Source organism: Paraburkholderia sp. GAS448 (genome assembly GCF_050435685.1).
Lineage (GTDB): Bacteria > Pseudomonadota > Gammaproteobacteria > Burkholderiales > Burkholderiaceae > Paraburkholderia.
This window is the reverse complement of the sequence record NZ_JBNDKT010000031.1, coordinates 1-23,457: the sequence shown is the minus strand read 5'-3', so window position 1 is coordinate 23,457 and position 23,457 is coordinate 1. Positions and strand designations below refer to the sequence as shown.

The 23,457-nt window shown below is 62.6% G+C and carries 24 protein-coding genes; 12 read left to right on the top strand and 12 right to left on the bottom strand.

Annotated elements, in window-relative coordinates:
- Positions 1-9: 9 nt before the first annotated feature.
- The 6 genes from P3T23_RS36090 (at position 10) to P3T23_RS36065 (ending at position 4,913) form a co-directional block, all read left to right on the top strand.
- Positions 10-1,368 (top strand): acyclic terpene utilization AtuA family protein, encoded by a 1,359-nt coding sequence (locus P3T23_RS36090; protein WP_429320844.1) that lies wholly within the window; start codon positions 10-12, stop codon positions 1,366-1,368.
- A gap of 1 nt (position 1,369) precedes the next feature.
- The gene (locus tag P3T23_RS36085) at positions 1,370-1,681 is read left to right on the top strand and encodes an AtuA-related protein (RefSeq protein ID WP_429320843.1); all 312 of its coding nucleotides are present in this window, start codon (positions 1,370-1,372) and stop codon (positions 1,679-1,681) included.
- Between the two features lie 145 nt (positions 1,682-1,826).
- Positions 1,827-2,459, top strand: a complete 633-nt coding sequence (locus P3T23_RS36080; RefSeq protein WP_429320842.1) for a TetR/AcrR family transcriptional regulator — start codon at positions 1,827-1,829, stop codon at positions 2,457-2,459.
- 63 nt (positions 2,460-2,522) lie between these two features.
- Positions 2,523-3,506 (top strand): MDR family oxidoreductase, encoded by a 984-nt coding sequence (locus P3T23_RS36075; RefSeq protein WP_429320841.1) that lies wholly within the window; start codon positions 2,523-2,525, stop codon positions 3,504-3,506.
- A gap of 210 nt (positions 3,507-3,716) precedes the next feature.
- Positions 3,717-4,637: a dihydrodipicolinate synthase family protein gene (locus P3T23_RS36070; RefSeq protein ID WP_429320840.1), complete on the top strand. Its 921-nt coding sequence runs from the start codon at positions 3,717-3,719 to the stop codon at positions 4,635-4,637.
- Between the two features lie 36 nt (positions 4,638-4,673).
- Positions 4,674-4,913 carry a hypothetical protein gene (locus P3T23_RS36065; RefSeq protein WP_429320839.1) on the top strand — a complete coding sequence of 80 codons (240 nt, stop codon included), beginning with the start codon at positions 4,674-4,676 and terminating at the stop codon, positions 4,911-4,913.
- Positions 4,914-4,943: 30 nt separating this feature from the next.
- Here the strand turns inward: P3T23_RS36065 and P3T23_RS36060 are convergent, their stop codons facing one another.
- The 5 genes from P3T23_RS36060 to P3T23_RS36040 all read right to left on the bottom strand — a co-directional run bounded on the left by P3T23_RS36060 (position 4,944) and on the right by P3T23_RS36040 (position 8,449).
- Positions 4,944-5,381, bottom strand: coding sequence for an SRPBCC family protein (locus P3T23_RS36060; protein ID WP_429320838.1), 438 nt, complete (start codon positions 5,379-5,381; stop codon positions 4,944-4,946).
- Between the two features lie 209 nt (positions 5,382-5,590).
- Positions 5,591-5,914 carry an ArsR/SmtB family transcription factor gene (locus tag P3T23_RS36055; protein ID WP_429320837.1) on the bottom strand — a complete coding sequence of 108 codons (324 nt, stop codon included), beginning with the start codon at positions 5,912-5,914 and terminating at the stop codon, positions 5,591-5,593.
- 102 nt (positions 5,915-6,016) lie between these two features.
- Entirely contained in the window at positions 6,017-7,138 is a 1,122-nt protein-coding gene (locus tag P3T23_RS36050; protein WP_429320836.1) for an alpha/beta hydrolase family protein, read from the bottom strand.
- Between the two features lie 2 nt (positions 7,139-7,140).
- Positions 7,141-8,016 carry an AraC family transcriptional regulator gene (locus P3T23_RS36045; protein WP_429320912.1) on the bottom strand — a complete coding sequence of 292 codons (876 nt, stop codon included), beginning with the start codon at positions 8,014-8,016 and terminating at the stop codon, positions 7,141-7,143.
- 109 nt (positions 8,017-8,125) lie between these two features.
- The gene (locus P3T23_RS36040; RefSeq protein ID WP_429320835.1) at positions 8,126-8,449 is read right to left on the bottom strand and encodes a thioredoxin family protein; all 324 of its coding nucleotides are present in this window, start codon (positions 8,447-8,449) and stop codon (positions 8,126-8,128) included.
- Positions 8,450-8,681: 232 nt separating this feature from the next.
- Between P3T23_RS36040 and P3T23_RS36035 the strand changes: the two genes are divergently transcribed.
- Genes P3T23_RS36035 through P3T23_RS36020 form a run of 4 tightly spaced genes read left to right on the top strand, consistent with a single transcriptional unit; the run spans position 8,682 to position 12,656 of the window.
- Positions 8,682-9,677, top strand: a complete 996-nt coding sequence (locus P3T23_RS36035) for an ABC transporter substrate-binding protein (protein WP_429320834.1) — start codon at positions 8,682-8,684, stop codon at positions 9,675-9,677.
- Between the two features lie 25 nt (positions 9,678-9,702).
- A complete protein-coding gene (locus tag P3T23_RS36030; protein ID WP_429320833.1) occupies positions 9,703-10,737 on the top strand; it encodes an ABC transporter permease in 1,035 nt (344 codons plus the stop codon).
- On the top strand, positions 10,731-11,567 hold the full coding sequence (locus P3T23_RS36025; RefSeq protein ID WP_429320832.1) for an ABC transporter ATP-binding protein: 837 nt from the start codon (positions 10,731-10,733) through the stop codon (positions 11,565-11,567). The genes P3T23_RS36030 and P3T23_RS36025 overlap by 7 nt, the downstream gene beginning before the upstream one ends.
- A gap of 54 nt (positions 11,568-11,621) precedes the next feature.
- Positions 11,622-12,656 carry an ABC transporter substrate-binding protein gene (locus P3T23_RS36020; RefSeq protein ID WP_429320831.1) on the top strand — a complete coding sequence of 345 codons (1,035 nt, stop codon included), beginning with the start codon at positions 11,622-11,624 and terminating at the stop codon, positions 12,654-12,656.
- Positions 12,657-12,875: 219 nt separating this feature from the next.
- Here the strand turns inward: P3T23_RS36020 and P3T23_RS36015 are convergent, their stop codons facing one another.
- The 7 genes from P3T23_RS36015 to P3T23_RS35985 all read right to left on the bottom strand — a co-directional run bounded on the left by P3T23_RS36015 (position 12,876) and on the right by P3T23_RS35985 (position 20,491).
- Complete coding sequence (locus P3T23_RS36015; protein WP_429320830.1) at positions 12,876-13,982, bottom strand: LLM class flavin-dependent oxidoreductase; 1,107 nt, start codon at positions 13,980-13,982, stop codon at positions 12,876-12,878.
- A gap of 48 nt (positions 13,983-14,030) precedes the next feature.
- The gene (locus tag P3T23_RS36010; protein WP_429320829.1) at positions 14,031-15,233 is read right to left on the bottom strand and encodes an acyl-CoA dehydrogenase family protein; all 1,203 of its coding nucleotides are present in this window, start codon (positions 15,231-15,233) and stop codon (positions 14,031-14,033) included.
- A 49-nt stretch (positions 15,234-15,282) separates the two neighbouring features.
- Positions 15,283-16,215 carry an ABC transporter substrate-binding protein gene (locus tag P3T23_RS36005; RefSeq protein WP_429320911.1) on the bottom strand — a complete coding sequence of 311 codons (933 nt, stop codon included), beginning with the start codon at positions 16,213-16,215 and terminating at the stop codon, positions 15,283-15,285.
- 166 nt (positions 16,216-16,381) lie between these two features.
- Positions 16,382-17,992 carry a rhodanese-related sulfurtransferase gene (locus P3T23_RS36000; protein WP_429320828.1) on the bottom strand — a complete coding sequence of 537 codons (1,611 nt, stop codon included), beginning with the start codon at positions 17,990-17,992 and terminating at the stop codon, positions 16,382-16,384.
- The gene (locus P3T23_RS35995; RefSeq protein WP_429320827.1) at positions 17,989-18,585 is read right to left on the bottom strand and encodes a cysteine dioxygenase; all 597 of its coding nucleotides are present in this window, start codon (positions 18,583-18,585) and stop codon (positions 17,989-17,991) included. Before P3T23_RS35995 ends, P3T23_RS36000 begins: the two co-directional genes overlap by 4 nt.
- Positions 18,585-19,397: a class II aldolase/adducin family protein gene (locus P3T23_RS35990; RefSeq protein WP_429320826.1), complete on the bottom strand. Its 813-nt coding sequence runs from the start codon at positions 19,395-19,397 to the stop codon at positions 18,585-18,587. The genes P3T23_RS35995 and P3T23_RS35990 overlap by 1 nt, the downstream gene beginning before the upstream one ends.
- A 17-nt stretch (positions 19,398-19,414) precedes the next feature.
- Entirely contained in the window at positions 19,415-20,491 is a 1,077-nt protein-coding gene (locus P3T23_RS35985; protein WP_429320825.1) for an LLM class flavin-dependent oxidoreductase, read from the bottom strand.
- 267 nt (positions 20,492-20,758) lie between these two features.
- Here P3T23_RS35985 and P3T23_RS35980 point away from each other — a divergent pair, with 267 nt between their 5' ends.
- Positions 20,759-20,956 (top strand): hypothetical protein, encoded by a 198-nt coding sequence (locus P3T23_RS35980; RefSeq protein WP_429320824.1) that lies wholly within the window; start codon positions 20,759-20,761, stop codon positions 20,954-20,956.
- Positions 20,957-21,560: 604 nt separating this feature from the next.
- Positions 21,561-23,006, top strand: coding sequence for a purine-cytosine permease family protein (locus P3T23_RS35975; RefSeq protein ID WP_429320823.1), 1,446 nt, complete (start codon positions 21,561-21,563; stop codon positions 23,004-23,006).
- The last annotated feature ends 451 nt before the right edge of the window (positions 23,007-23,457 follow it).

The following is a 23,457-nucleotide window of genomic DNA, read 5'->3' as shown; positions in this document are numbered from 1 at the left end:
GGTATCCGTATGACTGCAACTCAAGACGAACGCCGTGTGCGCATTGGCGCCGGCGCGGGATATTCCGGCGACCGGATCGAGCCGGCGGTGGAACTGGCGGAGCACGGCGCGCTCGACTATCTCGTGTTCGAATGTCTCGCCGAGCGGACGATCGCGATGGCGCAGCAGGCGCGACGCAAGCATCCTGAACTCGGCTACGACCCGCTGCTCGAAGCGCGCATGAGGGCGGTGCTGCCCATTGCCGTGCGCAATGACGTGCGCATCATCTCGAACATGGGCGCGGCGAATCCCCGCGCGGCCGCGCGCAAGACCGCGGAGATCGCGCTTGCGTCAGGACTCGATGGCCTGAAGATCGCCGCCGTCACGGGCGACGACGTTCTCGACGTCGTGCGGCGGGGTAATTTCCACTTCGAAGAATCGGGCGAAAGCGTCGCGTCGTTTGACGACCGCATCGTCTCGGCAAACGCTTACCTGGGCGCGGCACCGATTGTCGACGCGCTTGCCGCCGGCGCCGACATCGTATTGACTGGCCGGGTGGCGGACCCGTCGCTTTTCACGGCGCCGCTGATCCATGAATTCGGCTGGGACATGAGCGACTGGAACACGCTCGGCCAGGCGACCGTGGTCGGACATCTGCTCGAGTGCGCGGGGCAGGTGTCGGGTGGTTATTTCGCCGACCCAGGCTTCAAGGATGTCCCGAACCTCGCCCGCCTCGGCTTTCCAGTGGGAGAGGTTGGCGCGGATGGTTCGGTCGTCGTGACGAAAGTGCCGGATGCGGGCGGGCGTGTCACCGAGGCGACGTGCAAGGAGCAGCTGATCTATGAGATTCATGATCCGGCTCGATATCTGCAACCCGATGTCGTCGCCGATTTCACCCAGGTCCGCGTGCAGGAGGACGCACCCGACCGGGTCCGCGTGACGGGAGGCCGCGGCACGCCGCGCACGGAAACGCTGAAGGTTTCGGTGGCGTATGTCGATGGGTACATCGGCGAGGGGCAAATCTCTTATGGTGGCCCTGGGGCGCTCGCTCGCGCGCGACTTGCGCTCGATGTCGTGCGGGAGAGACTCCAGTTCACGGGCGTCAGGACGAGCGAACTGCGCTTCGATCTGATCGGCGTGAATGCGCTGTATGGCGAAACGGCCGGAAGGCGCGGCGGTGAGCCTTATGAGGTTCGCGCGCGCGTGGTTGGCCGCACTGCGTCGGTGGAGCAGGCCATGCTGATCGGTAACGAGGTCGAGACGCTCTACACCAACGGACCCGCTGGTGGTGGCGGCGTGACGAAATCGACCCGCGAAGTGCTCGCCGTCCAGTCAGTCCTGCTGCCACGGACGGACGTCAAACCTGCATTCGAGTTTGTGGAGGCGTGAAATGAAACTACGGGAACTCGCTCACTCGCGAACCGGTGACAAGGGCAACACACTGAACGTATCGGTCATCTGCCGCGACGCGGGTCATTACGAGCATCTGCGCCAGGAACTGACTGCAGAGCGTGTGAAAGCCCATTTGAGCGACGTCGTGCGCGGCGACGTCGTGCGCTATGAGTTGCCCAATCTCGCAGCATTCAATTTTGTACTTGGGCAGGCGCTGGGTGGTGGCGTCACGCGTTCACTTGCCCTCGACGCGCACGGCAAATCGTTGAGTTCCGCGTTGTTGGATCTGGACGTCGCGGACATTCGTTAGGCCCACGTGAGTCGATCGCAGCGTTACCGCTTATCGGGCGATTGCAGACGGCATCGCAAAGCTTCACCTCCACGCCGTGCAAAATGCTGAGGTCTGCGAGCAAGATTCATTGAGTTCTATAGACGATCGGTCTAATATCGATCGTATGGAAACGCCAACAGCCAAACCTCGCCGCGGCCGCCCGCCAGGTCCATCTCGCGACTATGGGGACGCGCGCGGCGCGCTCATCCGGTCCGGCATGGAACTGCTGACCGAACAGGGCTTCACGGCCACAGGCCTCGACGCAATGCTCAAGCGGGTGAACGTGCCAAAGGGCTCGTTCTACCACTACTTCGAAAACAAGGACGCATTCGGCCGCGAAGTGATATGCGCGTACGACGCGTATTTCTGCGCGAAGCTGGATCGTTGGTTGCTCGACGATAGCTGCGCCGCACTCGAGCGCCTGCGGGCCTTCGTCGAAGACGCCAAGGCGGGCATGGCGCGGCACGCGTTCGCCCGCGGCTGCCTGGTCGGCAATCTTGGGCAGGAGATTGGCGCACTCCCGGCCGGATACCGCGAACAGCTCGCCGGCATCCTGCAGGGCTGGCAGGATCGGGTGGCTGACTGTCTGCGCGCGGCGCAGCGTCACGGCGAACTAGCCGGGCGAGCAGACTGCGACGCCCTTGCGGCGTTCTTCTGGATCGGCTGGGAGGGTGCGGTGCTGCGCGCACGTCTGGTCAGGAACGCTGTGCCGCTGGAGATCTTTTTTGAAGGCTTCATCGCGGGTCTGCCGCGCTGATCTTGTCAGTGGCCGATCCGCAAAGCTGCCCTTCCTCTCAAACCTGTCGAAATGGGATCCATCATGTTCAATGCCATTTTTGTCGAAAAGGACAACGACGCTTATAGCGCCAGAATCGCCGCACTCAGCGAGTCGCAACTGCCGCCCGGCGAGGTACTCGTGAGCGTCGCGTACAGCACGCTCAACTACAAGGACGGTCTCGCCATTACCGGCAAGGGGCCGGTGGTCCGTAGTTTTCCGATGGTGCCCGGCATCGATTTCGCCGGCACCGTCGAAGCGAGCACGCACCCCGGCTTCGCAGCGGGAGATCCGGTTGTACTGAACGGCTGGGGCGTCGGCGAACAGCATTGGGGCGGCCTCGCCCAGAAGGCGCGGGTTCGGGGCGACTGGCTCATCCCGTTGCCCGACGGTCTCTCGCTGAAGCAGACGATGGCCATCGGCACGGCCGGCTATACCGCCATGCTGAGCATCCTTGCGCTGGAGCGTCACGGCCTCAAGCCGGAACATGGCGACGTGCTCGTCACCGGCGCCAACGGCGGTGTGGGCAGCTTTGCCATTGCATTGCTTGCCGCGCTTGGCTATCGGGTCGTCGCGTCGACGGGACGACCGCAGGAGGCGGACTATCTGAAGCGCCTGGGCGCGGCTGACATCATCGATCGCAGCACGCTTGCCGAACCTGGCCGTCCGCTGCAAAAGGAGCGGTGGGCCGCCGCGATCGATTCCGTAGGCAGCCACACACTGGCGAATGTCTGCGCAGGCATTCGCGCCGACGGTGCAGTCGCGGCTTGCGGCCTTGCGCAAGGCATGGACCTTCCGGCAACCGTCGCGCCGTTTATCCTGCGCGGCGTCAGTCTGCTGGGCATCAACAGCGTCACGCGTCCCATTGCGGAGCGCAAGGAAGCCTGGCGACGCCTGGCGAAAGATCTCGACACGCGACGCCTCGATGAGATGACGCGAGAAATCGGGCTTGCCGACGCGATATCCGCGGCAAGCGATCTGCTCAAGGGTGCTGTCAGGGGGCGGCTCGTCGTCGATGTGAACCGCTGAGTGCAGCACGTTAGCGAAGCTGGAAGAGCGAGGCCGCCCCGCGAATCCAGCCGTCACTCGCCGCCGGCCGATCCCTGCACGATGTTGCGTCAGGACCTGTCTTTGAAGGGTAAGTCGCAAAAGCGATCACGGCATGGAAAGGTTTCATTATGCGTTGGAACGCGGACGACTATATAGTCGATGCGATCCGAACAAAGGAGACACCTTGCCATGACGCAAAAAGTCTATCGCGGCGTATTTCCCGTCGCGCCCACCATCTTCGACGACCAGGGCCGTCTCGATCTGGAAGGCCAGAAGCGCGCGATCGATTTCATGATCGACGCGGGTTCCGACGGCATCTGCATTCTCGCGAATTTCTCCGAGCAGTTCGCGCTCACCGACGACGAGCGCACCGCAGTGCAAAAGACCGTCCTCGATCATGTCGCCGGCCGCGTGCCGGTGATTGTCACGACGACGCACTTCAGCACGCATATCTGCGCCGAACGAAGCCGCGCCGCGCAGGACGCGGGGGCCGCGATGGTGATGATCATGCCGCCTTATCACGGCGCCACCATTCGCGTGTCGGAGCGCGGCATCCGCGAGTTCTACAGCCGGGTGTCGGACGCCATCGACATCCCGATCATGATTCAGGATGCGCCGGTTGCAGGCACGCCGCTATCCGCACCGTTCCTCGCGCAACTGGCGAAGGACGTGAAGAACGTGTCGTACTTCAAGATCGAGACGGCGCAGGCCGCATCGAAGCTGCGCGAACTGATCGAACTCGGCGGCGAGGCGATCGTTGGCCCGTGGGACGGTGAAGAGGCCATTACGTTGATCCCGGATTTCGACGCTGGCGCCACCGGCGCGATGACGGGCGGCGGATATCCCGACGGCATCCGCAAGATCGTCGACGCCTACGCGGGCGGCGACACGGAGCAGGCCGCCGCACTGTATCAGCAATGGCTGCCGCTCATCAACTACGAAAACCGTCAGTGCGGTCTTGCAGCGTGCAAGGTGCTGATGAAAGAGGGCGGTGTCATCGCGTCGGATACTGTGCGCCATCCGCTCGCACCGATGCATCCGGCCGTCCGCGAAGGCCTGCTCAAGGTCGCGCGCCGACTTGATCCGCTCGCGCTGCGCTGGGGGAAGTAAGCGCAGTCACGCTGCACGCGATCAGCCACGGAGGTCTTGCGCGGTTCGAACGGCACGATCCGGGCAACCAACGCGGCCACAGGCGCGGCCATCGAGCGAACGTTCGGCGGTGCCAGGGCGGCGGATCTCGACGCGGCGTTCGCGCTCGCGGGGGCAGCGTTCGATACCTATCGCGAGACCTCGCTCGAAGCCAGGGCGCTGAACATCCCTGATCTCGACGACGAGCACGTCACCGCCCTCGATATATTCCGGATCCGGGCGAAACCAAGACGCTAGCCAACAATGCGCCAGGCGCTCACAAGCGCTTTACAACCCGGCCACCACGCGATCCAGTTCACCAAGGAATTTCTGCCAGCCATAGCGGGCGCCCTGATAGTTCTGCTCGTTGTCGGACCTGAAACCAGACTGCTCCATTCGAAGATGCGTACCGCCGTTCGTGGATGTCAGCGTGAAGGTAACGACGGTGGTCAATCGACCGGCCTCTTCGCCTGACGAGTTCCAGCTGTACGAGAGAAGTCTTCCGGGTTCGATAGCGAGGACTTCGCAATCGGTTACGCCGTTCCAGTGCGGCATCGGGTCGGCGCGAAGATTGAACTTGTGGCCGACGACAGGCTGAAAATTGTTCGGCATCAACCAGTCTTCGATCAGGTGGCTCTGAGTCAGGGCACGCCAGACTTTTTCAGGTGAGTGGGATATCTGACGTTCAACGACAAGCGAGCGCGTGTCGGCAGGATTCGCGGTCATGGGTCAACTTAACGTAAGGGAGGTTAAAGATATCTGCTTTCGATTTCGTCGAAAAACGCTTGGGAGAGTTGGGTGAAATCGTCCGCACCCAGACCGACCGTGTCGCCGACCTTATAGTTCAGGACGGACTTCGCCGGGTCGTACCGTTCACATATTTTTTGTCGTAGCCATTCACGCTCAGCATGGGCGAACTCCTTTCAGCAGGATACCTATTGATCCATTCGGTTCAGGAGGGATTCGAGTTGATCGAAGCGCTTGTTCCAGAAGGCGCCGTACAGTCCCATCCAGTCGACCAGCGGCGCCAGACCTTTCGGCTCCGCGCTGTAGTGGGTCTCGCGGCCGGCACGCCGGTGGCGCACCAGGCCCGCCTGTTTCAGGATGCCGAGGTGCTTCGAAACGGCAGGTTGCGAAATGCCGGCTCGATCCGTCAACGCCCACACCGTCTGTTCGCCATCGCGCGCCAACTGTTCGAAAATCCCGCGGCGGGTCGGATCGGAGAGCGCGGTGAACAGGTTATCGAACCCGGTTTGCATGACAAATCCATAACCAATGAGCTATTGATTGAATCATAGCTCGCCGGTTATGAGTCGTCAAGTGACCTGCTGGTCCGGCCGCATTCACGCCATCTCGCCGGGCTACAGCGTTTTTGAAGGCAACGTCCTGGCGAAAAAGTCCAGGACTCGTTCGATCGACTGTGTATGGACCGCGTCGCGGTCGACGCCGGGATTGTCCTTGCAGAGGTTCGCGAGGTGATCCACCGCGGCCGGCAGGCAAGTATCGAGGAACGTGTCGTGGGCCGCTCCCGGCACCAGGGCCACGTTTGCCTTGGGCAGGAACCCGCCTATGCGCCGGATGTTCGTTTCAACCGGCGCGATCACATCGGCTGCGCCGGCAACCAGCGACACTGGGATGTTCACTTCGGTGAAAGAGGTGTTGTCGAATGCTTCGCCCAGAGCCGGAGCGATAGCGAAGACGGCCTTTATGCGTGCATCGCGATACGAAGCACCGGCACGCGCGACGGACGCCGTCGCTTCCGGCGAGAGCGCGCCCGGCGCATCTGACTTGTCCTTGAGACGGTCCATTTCGGGCGGACGGCAGATAGCGTCGGCAGCGGGCGAGCGGCAGAAGTTTTCGAAGGCCGGGAAATTGGTTCGCGCACCGGCCAGTTCCAGAACCGTATAGCCGCCAAGCGAGAAACCCACGGCTCCCACCCGGTCCGTATCGATACGGGGACCCAGCGTCGGATCGGCGAGGAGGGCGTCGAGCACTTCGCTGACGTCTGTGGCGCGTTCCCACCAAAGGATGAAGCCTTCGCGCGTCAACGGTTCCAGCGCGTTATTGCCAGGATGGTTGACGCCTGCCACGACATAGCCCTGTGCGGCTAGTGCGGACGCCAGCCAGTCGAGGCTGTCCGCGCTGCCGCCGGTACCGTGCGACAGCAGGAGCAGCGGATATTTTTGATGTACGGGTGACAGCGGCGCTTTATTGACGTAGGGATGTCCGCGGAAAATCGGGGCGCCGGGCGCACCGATATCATGCGGCGCCTCGGGCAGATCGGCATCGACTGGATACCAGATTGTTGTCAGGAGCCCCTCCGTCTGAGCGCCGCGCCAGTTGCGGGCGACGTTGGGGTGAAACAGACGTACGGTCTCCCCGACGTGATACGGGGGCGCAATGTCCGCTGCGACTGCGGGCGCGGCAGCACAAGTCGAAAACGCCGCAATGAACGCGACGACGGCAACGCAACGACGAAGCATGGTCATTCCGTCCGGATGGGAATCATGAGATCTGTCACGCACCTGTGTCGTAGACCGGACCGCGGCGGGTTCCGATAGAACTCCAGGGCGGGGCGGTCGTCTGGCTCGTAGCCGCTCTGAGGCAACCAGCCTCCGAACAGGGCTTGAAAGGTTGGCGCGATGAGCGCATACGGGCCGACGAGTCGGTGGGTGGCATAGAGACCCCCCTCGACTCGCACAGGCTCGATTGAGCCAAACGGTTCAGTCGGCGTTGCCGGCACGATTCCGGCGAGGTAAGAGAAACTGCCGCTCTCCTCGGGATCGCCCGAGCAGATGCCGATCATCCGTTGATCCTTCGCGGAAGCGCCGTCGCAGCGCAGTATTTGTAGAAGTGTCCGGAACGTCTGCCCGATGGTGCTGTTCGGCCCATGGTGGCGAAGACAAAGAACATCGATGGACGGCAGATCGGTCAGTTCGACGACCGGCAAACCTGTGCCGGCCGTCTTCTCATCGCGCGTCGTCGATTTTTCTGCCTGGGTGTGTGAGGCGGCCAGATTTCGTTGCCGCGTCTGGAAGGCGCTCGGGCTGACACCGGCGAAGCCGCGAAAGGCTCTCGCGAAGGCTTGTGGACTTTCGTAACCGACGTGATGGGCAATCGTGGTTACCGTGTCGGTTGCTTCGGTCAGACGATGTGCGGCCTGTGCCAGCCGCAGGCGCTGAACGGTTTCAACGACGCTTTCGCCAGTCAGGGCGCGATAGATGCGATGAAAATGGTACGGCGACAGATGCGCAATCGAAGCGAGGCTATCCAGCGTGTGCGGCGCAGCTGGATCGGTGAGAATCGCCTCGATAACAAGGGCGATCCGTCGACGATAATCGCGTTCGGTGCTGGATTTCATGACACCGGTAGCATAGCCTCTTCGCCGCGGACATACGGTGCAGACCTTGCTGAATTTTCGCCGCGTCGGCGTCTGGAACGCAAACGCATCCAGCAGGCGGCATGGCGCATCAAGCCAGCGCAGCGAACCCTTCATGGATGGCGCCGACGTTCGACGGCCGTACCACCCTTGCGACTTCGCTGCCGTCGCGCAGGAAGATCAGCGTGGGCCACAGCTTGACCTTGAATGAACGGCCAAGGAGCCGTCCGGGCCCGTCTTCGATCTTGAGGTGACGAACCTCGGGATGCTGCCCGAAGGCCTGTCCAATCAATGCCTGGGCACCCTGACAATAGCCGCACCAGTCGGTGCCGAATTCGAGGACTGTTGCGCCGGCAAGCGCGGCGACTTGCGCGCGGCTCGGCGCGGATGGTGAGTAGGGAGTATGCGTTGCCATAGGGTTCCGGGTTGCGGTCGCGGCGGCACGAGCCGCCTTTGTGATTAATGTACCGGAAAACTCGTTGTTCAGATCTGCGACGCGGTCTCTCATGCAAGCGAGTCCCCCTCTCATGGATCGCGCGGAAGATGCAAAACATAAATGTTGAGTCGATATAAACATATACAAATAGAATAATTCTCAGGTGTGCGCTTCGTCGCTACGCTTGCGTTCATATCGCAAGCGAGGACATATGGCTTCATCTGCTCCAACTTCATTTCTGGCAAGACGACGCGCGCTCGGTCTCTTTGCGGCAGCACCTGTTGCCGCTGCGCTAGGCGCACTGCATATACCAGAGGCTTATGCGGACGATCTCGGCTCGGTTACGCTCGTGCTCGGCGATCAGGCCGGTGGCACGCGCGCCCTGGCCGAGGCCGCGAAGGTGCTCGACGGGGCGCCATATGCGTTTCGCTGGGCCAACTTCCAGGGGGCTGCACCGCTGTTCGAAGCGCAACGCGCAGGAGCCGTCGATCTGGCACCGGCCGGCGATCTGCCTGTTCTCGCTGCGGCGGCAGGCGACCCGTCGCTGAGAATCGTTGCGACGCGAGTCGGGTCGGGTGCGCAGCTCGGCATCCTCGTCGGGCCGAACTCGACCATCCGCAGCGTCGCCGGGTTGAAGGGGCGCACCGTGTTCGTATCGTCCGCACGCGGAAGCATTTCGCAGTTTCAGCTTTACGGCGCGCTCGCGGAAGCGGGGTTGTCGAAGGACGACGTCACGGTCCGCTTCATCCTTCCGGTAGACGCTTTCGCCGCGTTTGCATCAGGCTCCATAGAAGTATGGGCCACCTTCGATCCGTACTATGGCATCGCGATACAGCGCGGGGCACGCATTCTGCGCGACGGTACCGGCATCAACAGCGGGCTGGGATTCATCACTGCATCCGGCGCGGCGGTGGCAGACGGGAACAAGCGCCTCGCCATTGCCGACGTCCTGTTGCGGCTGCAACGTGCTGGCGACTGGGCGCTCGCGAATCCCGACGCGTACGCACACATCTACGCAACTCTCACGCGGGCGCCAATCGATGCCGCGAAGCAGATCACGAGGCGTTCGGCGCTGAAGCAGCGTTTCGTCGCCGATGCGGATATCGTCGCCCTTCAAAAGGTCGCCGACAGCGCGTTTCATGACGCAATCCTGCCGCGCCGCATCGATGTTCGCGCGATCTCCGACACCCGCATCGCTGGCGCGTGATCGCATCACCCAAAGGCACATCGATATGTCCTCTCAAACGCAAACACTCGAACTCGCCGACCTCGAAAACGCGGCTGGCCAGCCACACGAGCGAAGCGGCCAGACCGTCGTTGCGACCCTCGCCGCGCTGGCGTGGCTGGGTGGTGCGGCAATCACCCAATGGTGGCCGAGTCTCGACGATTGGCCCTACACGCGTGAGCTGGTGATCCTTAAATTCGCGCTTGCCGCTGCGTCTGCGCTCCTTGGCGTATTCGGATGGCGCGCTGGATCATTGACACGAGACGACGAGTCGCGCGCGCTGGCATGGCTGGCCACCGCGCCGTGGTTGCTTGCGCTCGCGCTTGGCGTCAGCGCGTGGGAAATCGTGACGGCGAAGCTCGAATGGCTGCCTCGTCCTTTCTTTGCGCCGCCGCAGGTGCTGATCGGCGTTTATTTCGACGATTTTCCACGGCTGTCCACAAGCGTCGTCCATTCTCTTGGGCTGCTCCTGTACGGCTACGCGATCGGTGCGCTGACCGGCTTCATCGTGGGCGTGAGCATCGGCTGGTCGCGTGCGGTCGGCTACTGGCTGCATCCGGTGTTGCGTTTGATCGGGCCCTTGCCCGCCACCGCATGGCTGCCGCTCGCCTTTTTCTTCTTTCCGTCGAGTTTCAGCGCAAGCGTTTTTCTGATCGCCCTGGCGACTGCGTTTCCCGTAGCCGTATTGACCTGGTCTGGTGTCGCGAGCGTCAATTCCGCCTACTACGACGTCGCCCGCACGCTGGGCGCGCGGCCGTCGTTCCTGATTCTGAAGGTCGCGATTCCGGCTGCGCTGCCATCGGTGTTCGTCGGCCTTTTTATGGGGCTTGGCGCGTCGTTCTCGGTGCTGATCGTCGCCGAAATGATGGGCGTGAAGGCGGGGCTCGGCTGGTATCTGCAGTGGGCGCAGGGCTGGGCCGCGTACTCCAACATGTATGCGGCGCTGCTTGTGATGGCGCTGATGTGTTCCGGTCTGATCACGCTTCTGTTTCGCGTACGTGATCGTCTGCTGGCCTGGCAAAAGGGAATGCTCAAATGGTAGCTACGTCCGAAGTTTTCATCTCGTCCGGCGCGCTTGGGTCGGGTCACGTCCGCGAGGGCGCTCGTATCGAAATACGCCACGTCAGCCATCGCTTCGCTCTGCGAGGTGAAGCGCTGCCGGTTCTCGACGACGTGAGTCTGTCCGTCGAACCGGGCGAATGTGTCGCGCTGCTCGGCCCAAGCGGCTGCGGAAAGTCGACGTTGCTTCGCCTCGTGGCGGGTCTGGAAAAGCCCGTGGCGGGAAGCTTGCTTACGAACGGCGTACCTGTCGATGGACCTGATCCGTCGCGCGTGGTCGTGTTCCAGGACCCGACGCTCTTTCCGTGGCGCACGGTGCGCGACAACGTCGGATTGGGCCCGCAAGCGCAGCGCTCGGGCCGCATTGCCCCCAAGAATCCGGATGCGCGCAGTGTCGACGATCGCATCGATGCCGCGCTCGAACTGGTCGGCCTTTCGGAATTTGCCGATGCGTTTCCGCATCAGCTTTCGGGCGGCATGGCGCAGCGCGCCGCGCTGGCGCGCGCGCTCGTGAACGATCCGGCGCTGCTCGTGCTTGACGAGCCGTTCGGCAAGCTCGATTCGCTCACGCGCATCCGCATGCAGGGCGAACTGGTGCGCCTGTGGCAGGCGGCGCGCTTTTCTGTACTGCTTGTCACGCACGACGTCGAAGAGGCGCTGTACGTCGCGAATCGCGTCATCGTTCTCAGCGAGCGTCCTGCGCGGGTCGTGGCGGAAGTGCGAAACGACGCGCCTTATCCGCGTCACCGCGATGATCCGAAGCTCGTTGCGCTGCGCCGCGAAGTACTGGCTCAACTCGGACTCGATGCGTGAGCGCCAGGCCACGCCTTCACTGACCACAACACCATGCAATGGGGAATGCAAGCGATGAACTTCAATGACGACTCCGCGCCGGCGAATCGTGCGCGTCGCGCATGGCTGCGCAAGACGGCCTGGACCGCGGGTGCGGCGGCGCTGGGCGGTGTATCGCTCGGCCTTTCAGGACAGCGCGCTCTGGCGGACGACAACCTCAAACCGTTGAAGCTGTCATGGAATGCTGGCGCGATCTGCACGGCGCCCGTGCCTGTCGCGGTCAAACAGGGTTTCTTCCAGAAGCATGGGCTTCAGGTCGAACTCGTCAATTTCGCGGGCTCGACGGACCAGTTGCTGGAGGCGATCGCAACGGGCAAGTCGGACGCCGGCGTCGGCATGGCGCTGCGCTGGATCAAGCCGCTGGAGCAGGGCTTCGACGTGAAGCTGACGGCAGGCATTCACGGCGGCTGCATGCGGCTGCTGGCGACGAAGGCGTCCGGCATCGTCGACTTGCCGGGTCTTAAGGGACGCACAGTCGGTGTGAGCGACATGGCGAGCCCCGCAAAGAATTTCTTCGCGATCACATTAAAGAAGCTCGGCATCGATCCGGACAATGACGTTCGCTGGCGGCAGTATCCCGCGACCCTGCTCGGAGAAGCGCTCAGGAAGGGGGAAGTGCAGGCCATTGCCGACGGCGATCCGACCATCTGGACGCTGCGCGAGTCGGACCACTTGCAGGAGGTGTCGAACAACCTTTGCGGCGAATACCAGAACCGGGTGTGCTGCGTGCTGGGCGTTCGCGGTTCGCTGATTCGCAAAGACCGTGCAACGGCGCAGGCTCTGACTCAGGCATTGCTGGACGCAACTGAGTGGACAGCCAGCCACCCCGCCGACGCAGCCGCCATCTTCTCGGCTTACACGCCAGGCGCGGATGTCGGTCAGCTCACGGCGATGCTGAAGAGCCATACCGACCGTCATCATCCGGTAGGCGATGCGTTCAGAAAAGAGATCGCGCTATACGCGGACGACCTGAAGTCGGTCGGCGTGATCAATACGGGCACGAATTCTGACCACTTCGCGACGCGTGTGTTTTCCGACGTGCTGGCTTAGGGCGGGTGAACTGTTGACGACGTATGGCAACCGGGCTTTGGGCGAATGAGGCATCGCGCGCGTAGAACGTGCGCGGTGCCTGTAGCGCGCTTCGAGCAAGGTTGTCCCGTGCAGCGGACGCGCACGCTGCAGTTCGGGCGACGGCGCGTTGCACGATGCCCCCAACGCGACCGCGTTCGACACGCCACGATTTGCCGAACGCGGTCACTATTGCATGCGTCAGACCTCGGCGGTTTCGCCGCTTGCCACGCGCTGACCCGCAACAGCCGCCCTCACAAGTGGCAACAGGTCGCGTCCATAGGCGAGTGCATCTTCCAGCGGATCGAAACCGCGAATAAGAAACGTTGAGATACCCAGCTCGTGATATTCAAGCAGCGCATCCGCGACCTGCTGCGGCGTGCCGACGAGCGAGGTCGAATTGCCTGCCGCCCGCGTCAATGCGGTGATGCCGGTCCAAAGCCGCTTGTCGACGACATTGCCCCTGTCCGCTTCGGCAAGCAGGCGCCGCGAGCCGACGTTCTTTGGGTCTTTAGGCCGGCGCGTGAAATTGGGCGAGGCAGCGACGACGTCTTTCGCACGCGCAAGAATGGATTCGGCACGCGCCCACGCTGCGTCTTCTGTCGCAGCGATGATCGGGCGCAGCGAGAGGCTGAAGCGTATCTGCGCGGCGCGCCCATACGGTGCAGCGGCCGCCCGCACGCGCTCGATGGTTTCCCTTGCCGCTGCGAGAGATTCGCCCCACAGCGCAAACACGTCGGCATGCTTGCCTGCGACCGCAATCGCCGCGTCCGACGAGCCGCCGAAGTAGACGGGCAGATGCGGCTTCTGAAGCGGATGAATCTGCGATTTGTGGCCGGTGACACGGTAATACGCGCCTTCGTGATCGAATGGCACGTCGCTTGTCCATGCCCGCTTGACGATGTCGAGGTATTCATCGGTGCGCCGATAGCGCTCATCGTGCGCGAGGTAGTCACCATCGCGCTGCTGCTCTGTGTCGTCGCCTCCGGAGATGATGTGCACGGCGGCGCGGCCTGCACTGAAATGGTCGAGCGTCGCGAGCTGGCGGGCGGCAAGCGTCGGGGCGACGAAGCCGGGACGATGCGCGAGCAGGATGCCAAGGCGCCTTGTCTGCTGCGCAACGAACGACGCGATCTGAAAGCCATCCGGCGACGCGCTCGAATGGGCGATCAACACGCGATCGAAGCCGCCGTACTCGTGCGCCTGCGCCACCGCCGCAATATACGGCGGATTGACCGCAGGCCCCTGTGGCAAATGGATTTCGCTCGATTCCTGATGACTCACGTAGCCGATGAATTCGACGCTCATTGCGTGTTCTCCTGGTCCGATGTAGTGCCGCAGTGGGATGGAAGGGGTTCAGCGCGCGGCGAACGCGGCGCGCCCGAGATTGCCAAGCACGGTGTCGTTTTGCGGCGTGTGGATGCGCGCGCACAGCACGTCGCGATAGTGACGCTCGAGGGCGTTGTTGCGGCTGAGCCCCGGATTGCTGCTCTCTTCGAGCGCGTGCTCGACTGCGTCGATGGCGTTCCTGCTGACGAGATACTTGATCGTGGGCGCTTCGGCGGCGGTGATGTTGCCGGCCGCGCCAGAGTCGAGCAATGCACGGTTGTTGAAAAGCAATGCATCGATGCGTCCGACTGTCTGCTGAAAACTGTCGAGACTGGACAAGGGCGCGTTCAGACCCGATGGCACGCGCTCGGCGGCCCACTGCACGAACCAGTCGCGTGCCGCGCGCGCCACGCCGTCGTAGATCGCGGGAAGCAGGACGTTCATCCAGACGATCGTGACCGGGTCCATGCCGTTTGCCGGCCCCGGCTGTTGCAGGTCGACGGCGTAACCGGCCGGGACGTGCACGTTTTCGAAGATCACTTCGTGGCTGCCCGTCGCGCGCATGCCCAGATGATTCCACGGCTCGCCGAAGCGGATACCCGGTGTGTCGCGATGGACGAGCCACGTGCCGACGCGCGGCGTTGCGTCATCCGTGCGACCCCATACGGCAAACCAGGTGAGCCCCGGGCTGCCGGTCGAATAGAGCTTGCGGCCATTCAGCACCCAGTGGTCGCCGTCGAGCCTGCCGACCGTGGCCGGCAAGCCGCCACGCGACGGCGATCCCAGTTCAGGCTCCACGCGCAACGAGTTGATCAATGCGCCACGTTCGACCGCGTCTCTGGCGACTCGCTCTTTCAATGCGGCTGGCCAGTCTGGATTGACCTGCAGACGGAGGTGATACAGATACTGCATCACGAGAATCAGGGCCGTCGACGGTTCACCGCGCGCGACGGCGCGTATCACTTTCAACGCCTGAGCGAGCGTCGCTTCCTGGCCGCCCAGCGCGCGAGGCACGGTGAGCGACAGCAGGCCGGCATGCCGTAAGCGCGACAGATTGTGGTGCGGAAAGTGCGGTCCGCGGTCGAGCTCGGCGGCGCCTGCTGCAAATTCTGCAGTTAGCGCTGTGAGCCATTTGTCGGCGCGGCTGCTGTCGAGGTCTCGAAGCGCGTCGAGTGCTTCGGCATCGCGTTCGATGTCCAGAAGCGCGGTGTCGGGGTGTCGGCTGGTCATGAATTGATTCCGGTTGCGTGCTTGACGACGCGCTCGGGCATCGGCGAAGTCAGGGTGCGGCGAGCGGGAACTGTCTGTCGAAACTGCGTGTGACGTCGAGTGGTGTCTTGATGACATCCGCCCGGTGATAGAGATCGGCGGTCTTTTGCTGTTCGGCGATCAGGCTGTCGTCGATGGCAACGGGATGCAGTTGCGCGCGTTGATAGACGGTTTTCAGCACCTCGGGCGGAAGACCCGTGACGCGCGACTGCATGGCCGCTACTTCTTCGGGATGCGAGAGCGCCCATCGTTGACCTGCCGCGACCCGTCGCAGGAAATCGGCGATTTCGGCGCGCCTCGCCTTGATGGAGTCGTCGGTCGCGGCCTGGAAGCTCAACCCCGATGAAACATTGACCCCGTTCGCGATGCTGCGGTCATGATCGCGCTGTTCTGCAAGCGCGACGTAGGGGTCCCACGTCGACCACGCGTCGACGTTACCCGATGCCAGTGCGGCCTTCGCATCGGCGGGCTGCATGAAGCGCAGCGAGACATCGTCGAGCTTGATGTGGGCGCGCTCGAGCGTCGCGATTGCGAGGTAATGGCCGATCGATCCGCGCGTCGTCGCGATCCGCTTGCCTTTCAGGTCCGCGGCATTCCTGATCGGCGAGTTCTCAGGGACGATGATCGCGAGGTCAACGGGCTGCGATCGCGTGGCCGCGACTGCGCGGACTTTGGCACCGGCTGCGTAGGCAAAGATCAACGGCGCGTCGCCTAGTCCACCGACATCGATTGCGCCTGCATTCAGTGCTTCCCCGAGCGGTTGGGCGGCCGGAAAATTGAACCATTCGATCTTGTACGGCACGTCCTTCAATTGACCCGACGCTTCGAGAATGCCGCGAGTCTGGAACTGCTGGTCGCCGACTTTCAAGGTGGTTTCCGCAAGCGTAGCGAGCGGAGCAGTTGCCAGAGTGACGACGAGCAAGAGGGCAAGCAGGCGGCGCATGGGCAATATCGCAATGACGATGGAAAGATCACGATACGCACGCCCATGTTCCAAGGCAAACGCCTTGTTCTTCTTAGCTAATATGCGAGACGGAAATGCGTGACGCAGGCATCGGTGCGCGCCGCGTAAACGGATACCGTCCTCAAACCGCGCGGCCGGTTCAAGTTCAGATGACGAAGAAGCCATGCGTGCCGTCGCGTTCGAGTTGTGCGACGAGCCCGTATTCCCATTCGAGATACGCGTTCATTGCCTCGTGCGCGTTATCTGTGCCTTCATACGGCCGCTGGTAGCGATCGATACGCGGCGAGACCAGTTGCGCGTCGCCTGTTTCGATGGGCAAGCCGGCGCGGCTCCATGCGGACGTCCCGCCTTCGAGCACATGCACCGGTTTGCCTGTCAGCGCTGCCACTTCAGGCGCGGCGAACGGGGCGAGGGCGCTCGTCGCGCACGTGACGACGTAGCGTTTTGCGTCAGGCAGGGTGCGCAGATCGTCGAACGTGCCCGTCAAGCGTGAGCGCAACAACCAGCGTGCGCCCGGAATATGGCCTTTTACGTGGTTCGCGCTCGACGTGAAGTCGAGCACCACGGTCTGGCTGGCGGGATCGGCCAGCAGCGTCGCGAGTTCGTCGGGCGAAACCGTGGGCGTCGAAACGACTGGCGCTGGCCTTGAGCTCTTCCATGCACCGGTTTCGGTCAGGTCAGCCGGCGACGCACCGTCGACGACATAGACGTCGATGTTCATCTGCGCGAGCCATGATGCAGTCATGTTTGCGCGCACGCCGTCGTCATCGAACAGCACGACGCGCGAGCCGTGCACCGGTGCGAACATGTCCGTTTCCTGCACGAGCTGACCACCCGGGGCGCCCTGAAAGCCAGGCACATGTGCGCGTTCGTATTCGGCCGGCGTGCGCACGTCGAAGCGATACGTCGTGCGCGAGCGGTCTTCGGCCCAGCGTGCCGTCTCGGAGAGCGTCGTCCGCTGCACGCCCGCCCGTTCAGCGAGCGCCAGCGCCGCATGCCGGGATTGTCCGAGGTCGTGTTCGTTGCGGCCTGCCTGTGGATCGAACTGTCTGCTGCTGCCGTGTTCCAGCATCTGTCCGGCCAGCGTCCAGCCGATTGTGCCGTTGCGAAGTGCGGCGACAGGGTTCGGCAAGCCGGCATTCACCAGCGACTGTGTGCCGATGATGCTGCGCGTTCGTCCCGCGCAATTGACGATCACGCGCGTTGCCGGATCGGGCGCAAGCGAGCGCGCACGCAACACAAGTTCAGCACCGGGTACGCTGACGCTGCCGGGGATGTTCATCGTCTGGTACTCGTCGAAACGGCGTGCGTCGAGCACCACGACGTCTTCACCGTTCTGCAGCAATGCATCGACGGCCTCCGCCGACAGCGAAGGGGTATGCCGCTGTGCTTCGACGAACTCGCCGAACGCCTTGCCTGGCACGTTCACGTCGCGAAACACTTCGCCACCTGCGCGAATCCAGCCGTCGAGGCCGCCGGCAAGCAGGGTGACATTCGCGTAACCGAGCCGCGCCAGCCGCTCGGCAGCGCGTTCGGCGAATCCTTCGCCGGCATCGAGCAGCACGATGGGAACGTCGCGACGTGGCAGGCGCGTCCAGGCTTCCAGTTCGATTTTCGACAGTGAAAAGTTGGCCGCAAAGAGCGGATGACGTTGCGCATGCGGATCTTCCTCGCGCACATCGAGGAGCGCGATCTCGCGTTTTGCCAGCAGTGCCTCGCGCACGTCTTCGTAGGTGCGCACGGGAAATGACTTCATGAATGTTGAGCTTCCTTGCTGAGATCCCAGATATTTGGCAGGGCTTCGTTCGAATAGCCCGAGACGAACGATCGGGGTGGGCCGTCCAGCGGATACGTCGAACGATGAACCGCACCGATGTTCGCGCCATAGACGTGAATGCTGACCGATACGCGATCGTCGTAGGCGTTCCGCACACGGTGGATGTCGCCGATGGTCGGCGAGACGGCTTCGACCGCGCCGCGTTCCAGCCGTATCTCATCGCCGGTTTGTTGCAGGGTACCGTTGTCGTCGCGCTCGTATGGCGCAGCCAGTTCTGCGCCACGCAGCACGCCTATCAGGCCCCACACCCTGTGGTCGTGAATCGGGGTGCTCTGTCCCGGCCCCCAGACGAAGCTGACCACCGAGAAGCGCTGGCGCGCATCGGCGTAAAGCAGGAACTGCTGATAGCGATCGGGCGAGGCCTGCGCGTAGGCGTCGGGCAACCAGTCGTCAACCTGAATGAGTTCGCGCAGCGCATTCGATCCCCGCTGGATCAGGTCGGCTTCGCGGGTGTTCGTTTCGACCAGTTCTGCGATCTGGCCCACAAACTGGCGCAGTTTTCGAATCGCCATCAGTCGAGCAACCCCGGTTCGGCTTCGAGCAGGCCTTCATACAGGCTCTCGAAAGCATGTTGCGCACCCCCCGGCCGTCCGACCTGGGCATGCGTGAGGGCGGCGACCTCGTGCGGAATCGGTTGTGGCGTGCCGGCTGCTTCGGCCAGCAGCTGCGTGTGGCAGGCGTTCTCCAGCGCGATGTACCACCATGCCGCGGCCTCGATCGTCGGCCCCGCGGTCAGGATGCCGTGGTTTTTCAGAACGACCGCCTTGTAGTGGCCAAGCGCTGCCGCGATGCGCGCGCCTTCGGTCGTATCCAGCACGACACCTTGAAAGTCGTCGAATAGCGCGTGATCCTCGTAGAACGAGCACGAATCCTGCGTGAGCGGGTCGAGCTTGCGGCCGAGTGTCGACCACGCCTTGCCATGGAGCGAATGCGTGTGCGCGGCTGCGACGATGTCTGGCCTCGCTTCATGAATCGCAGCATGAATGGCGAAGGCGGCCTGATTCACCGGACCCTCGCCGATCACGATCTCGCCCTCGCTGTTGACGAGCAGCAGGTCCGATACGCGTATCCGCGCAAAGTGCCGGCCAAGGGGATTGACCCAGAAATGATCGGTCCATTCGGGGTCGCGCGCGGTAATGTGGCCAGCGAGGCCCTGTGCAAAGCCATGGCGGGCAAAGAGGCGAAACGCGCCGGCCAGCCGTTCCTGACGATGACGGCGTTCTTCTGCCAGCGTCCTGACCGGGAAGGCGTCATCGAACCAGAACTTGCGCGCGGGCGCCTCGCGAAAGGCGAGGGCGGGTGCATCGGTGAGAGCGGTGCTCATGGTCGTCGGTCCCGGGTTCAGGCGGCGTGGCGAGCGCGGGACGTCAGCTCACGCGTCGCTGGAATCAACTCGCGGCCATAGTCGATCGCGTCTTCCAGCGGATCGAAGCCACGGATCAGGAACGTGGTGACGCCCAGTTCGTAATACTCGGCAAGCGTCTGTGCCACCTGGGCCGGTGTGCCGACGAGTGCAGTCGAGTTCGAGCGGCCGCCGATTTCCTTCGCGACAGCTGTCCACAGACGCTCGTCCGCACGCTCGCCGTCGCCTGCGGCGGCAAGCAGGCGGCGCGCGCCTTCGCTTTCCTGCGGACCGCCGCGGGAGAAACCCTGCTCGACACGCAGACGGCGCGTTTCGGCGAGGATGTGTTCGGCGCGCTCCCACGCGGCTTTTTCGGTCGACGCGAGAATCGGTCGGAACGACACCGAGAAGCGCACCTTGCGGCCGTGTTTCGCCGCTTCGGCGCGCACGCGCGTGATCTGCTCCAGGACCTGTTGTTTGGACTCGCCCCACAGCGCGTACACGTCGGCGTGCTTGCCCGCGACTTCGAGCGCGGGCGCCGACGCTCCGCCGAAGTAAATCGGCACGTGCGGCAACTGCTTTGGCTTGACGTCGGAGTACGCCTGTTCGAAGCGGTAGAAGCGGCCGTCGTGATTGAAGGGTTTGTCTTCAGTCCACACGCGCCGAAGGATCTGCAGATACTCGTCGGTGCGTGCGTAGCGCTCGTCGTGGCTCAGATAGTCGCCGTCGCGACGCTGGTCCGCATCGCTGCCGCCGGAAATGAAGTGGACGGCGAGACGCCCACCCGACAATTGATCGAGCGTCGCAATCTGGCGCGCAGCTAGTGTGGGCGCCACAAAACCGGGGCGGTGCGCCAGCATGAAGTGAATGTGCGAGGTGACGGTCGCGGCATAGGCGATCGTCAGCGTCGCATCCGGGCTGGTGGAACCATGGGGAACGAGAATCCTGTTGAACCCCGCGTTTTCATGCGCCTGCGCAAATGACTTCAAATAGTCGATGTCGATGACAGCGCCTTTTGGCAGATGTGTTTCCGATACCTTGTGTTGCTGGATCATGCCGATGAATTCGACGCTCACGTTGGCTCCTTGCCGGGTATGAGATCCCGGCGCGCATGTTGCGGTCCGAGAAGTAGTGCGCGTCAGGGATGAGCGCGCCTGCCGATCGAAAACAGGCTATCACCGGGGTATGCAGGATTTAAATAGTAAATTCAGATAAAGATATGGGATGTGCATGTTATGGCGAAGGCGGCTGTGCTCACTGGAGGCACGCGTGAATAGACGTACCCGCAACTATCCCTGGCCGCTTTGCTAAAGAATATTCACTGGCGGCCGAAAACAGCTGGTATGGATAAACCGAAAATTACGGTCGCCGATGTGATCAACTCCGTTGGTGAAACCCTGCGCACTATTTGCAATGCACGAGGCATTGAACTCAGGGATGTCGACGACGAGCTTATCGACAGGCTTTTGTCGAACGCGTTCGAGGAATACCTGGCCGATGAAACGAAGGCAGGCGACTCGTTGAACGTCCCGCGCAAGTAGACCAGCACGCATTCACCTCGGACAAAGGGAAGCCAGCAACGTCGGCTGTTGATCGTTGATGGTTCCCGCGGTTGTCCAATTCGATTTGAGATGAACACGGATTCTGCGCCCCGTGTCCTGGCGACTGGATTGGCTGCCTTGCCTGCCGGATACCTTTCCGGGCGCCGATCCGGTGCACAACAGGCCGAGATTGCGAAAACCGGCTTCTACGTCGAAGTCGCTGTCATTGCGTTGCACGCGTGAGTGAGCGCAAAAGCCGTCCTGCATAAAACCCCGCTGTCTTTCTCGAGCGATCTGTCTATACATGTAGACCGGTCGCAGGCATCGCTCACTTGCGGTTGAAATCCGGATTGAAGACTGGATTGCCGCGAAATTACAGGGAATCAGCCGTGGAGCGACACCCTTTCAGTTAACTCCATCCAGGGTAAACGAGGTGATTTGTTAACTTGTCTATACATATCCGATCACATAAAGTCGCCCTTGGATCGTGAGGTGCTGTCTTTGGCCGTTCGCGATTGGGGGCCGCCGTACGTGAAAGCAGGCGGCCAGATTTCGTAGCCGGCGACGGGCGCAAGCCGCGTCGCCGTCAGTCTTGAGGCTCTCAATGTCTGCATCAAAGGCCGGCACGCAGCGGCGTGTCATCGCTGAGCGTCGCACCATCGACTACATCCCCGACGCCGAACGACACGGCGGTCTTGCCAGCCAGTTCACGCTATGGCTCGCGGCGAACCTGCAGATCACCGCGATTGTCACGGGGGCGCTTGCGGTCGTTTTGGGTGGGGACGTGTTCTGGTCGCTGATCGGCCTCATGATCGGACAGGTGCTGGGCGGCTCAGTCATGGCGTTGCACGGCGCACAAGGCCCGCAACTCGGCCTGCCGCAGATGATTTCGAGCCGGGTGCAATTCGGCGTCTACGGCGCGGTCATTCCGATCGTGCTGGTGTGCCTGATGTATGTCGGTTTCTCGGCGAGCGGTTCTGTGCTGGCTGGCCAGGCGGTCGCGCAACTGCTGCACGTGGACGACGCGATCGGCATCGTCGTGTTTACGGTGGTGATCGTCGGCTTCACGACGTTCGGCTATCGCGTGATTCATGCGGTTGGCCGTGTAGCAAGCGTGATCGGCGTGATCGCGTTCGTCTATATGTTCACCCGATTGCTGATGGGTCACGATATCAGCGCACTGCTCGCGAACCGCCACTTCACGCTCAGCAGTTTCCTGCTGGCGATGTCGCTGTCGGCATCGTGGCAGATCGCATTTGGTCCTTACGTGGCCGACTATTCACGCTATCTGCCTTCGTCGACCTCTCCGCGCAAAACGTTCTGGACGATCGGACTCGGTTCGGTGATCGGCGCGCAGGTGTCGATGGTGTTTGGCGTTTTTGCTGCCGCGCTTGCCGGCAAGCAGTTCTCGCATCACGAGGTGTCGTTCGTCGTCAGCCTTGGCGCGAGCGGCGCGATTGCCGCGCTGCTGTATTTTACGATCGCCTTTGGCAAGATCACGATCACGACGCTCAATGCGTATGGCAGCGTGATGTCGATCGCGACGGTGGTCAGCGGCATTCGCGGCGAAGAGCGTCTGTCGGCGCGTCACCGGATCGTCTACATCCTTGCCATGGTCGGCATCGCGATGTTGCTTGCGCTCGCCGGGCGTCACGCTTTCCTTAAGGAGTTTTCGTCGTTCATCCTGTTCCTGTTAGCCTTCTTTACGCCGTGGAGCGCGATCAACCTCGTCGACTATTACTTCATCACGAAGGACCGCTATGACGTTCCTGCGCTATACGACCCGAGCGGTCGCTATGGCCGCTGGAACATGACCGGTATCGTCGTGTACGTGGTGGGCGTGCTGGTGCAGTTGCCGTTCATCTCGAGCGCTTTCTATACAGGCCCGCTGGTGGACCGGCTCGACGGCACCGACATTTCATGGATCGTCGGCCTGATCGTGCCGGCCGTTATCTACTTCTTCGCGGCGCGCCGCAACGCGCACCGCGCGCCTGAGCGGCTGATTCTCCCGACGGCTCCGGTGCACGCGCCCCACGTCGCGCCCAGATAGCGCGGCACGCGCGTCGCCTTTCGGCGCATGACTCATCCTTCCGTTTTTCCGCATTGCACGGCAGCCTTTAAGGCGGCTTGCGCTTCGTGGTGCGAGTGACCTGTTCTACGTGAGGTGTGTGAATACGTTCCGCTTGCGGCATTCTTTGCCGGGCCATGAATGAAACACCGCACGATGACCGATCACTCGATGCTCACCTGCGAGTCATCCACGGCTCCGCAATGCCGATGTGTCTTTTCGTGCGATGAAATAATAATCTCAAAAAAGGGTTGACGGCCCCTGAGTCGCATCGCATAATTCGCCTCCCTTCTGATGAGGGGCGCGAAAAAAGCAGCTGCAAGGCAGCTGCTTGCCAAGCGGATCGATCTTTAAAAATTAACAGCCGATAAGTGTGGGCGCTTGATGGCGGCGCGCTGGCGGGCTCTTCGGGGCCGGTCAGGACAGGCGAAGG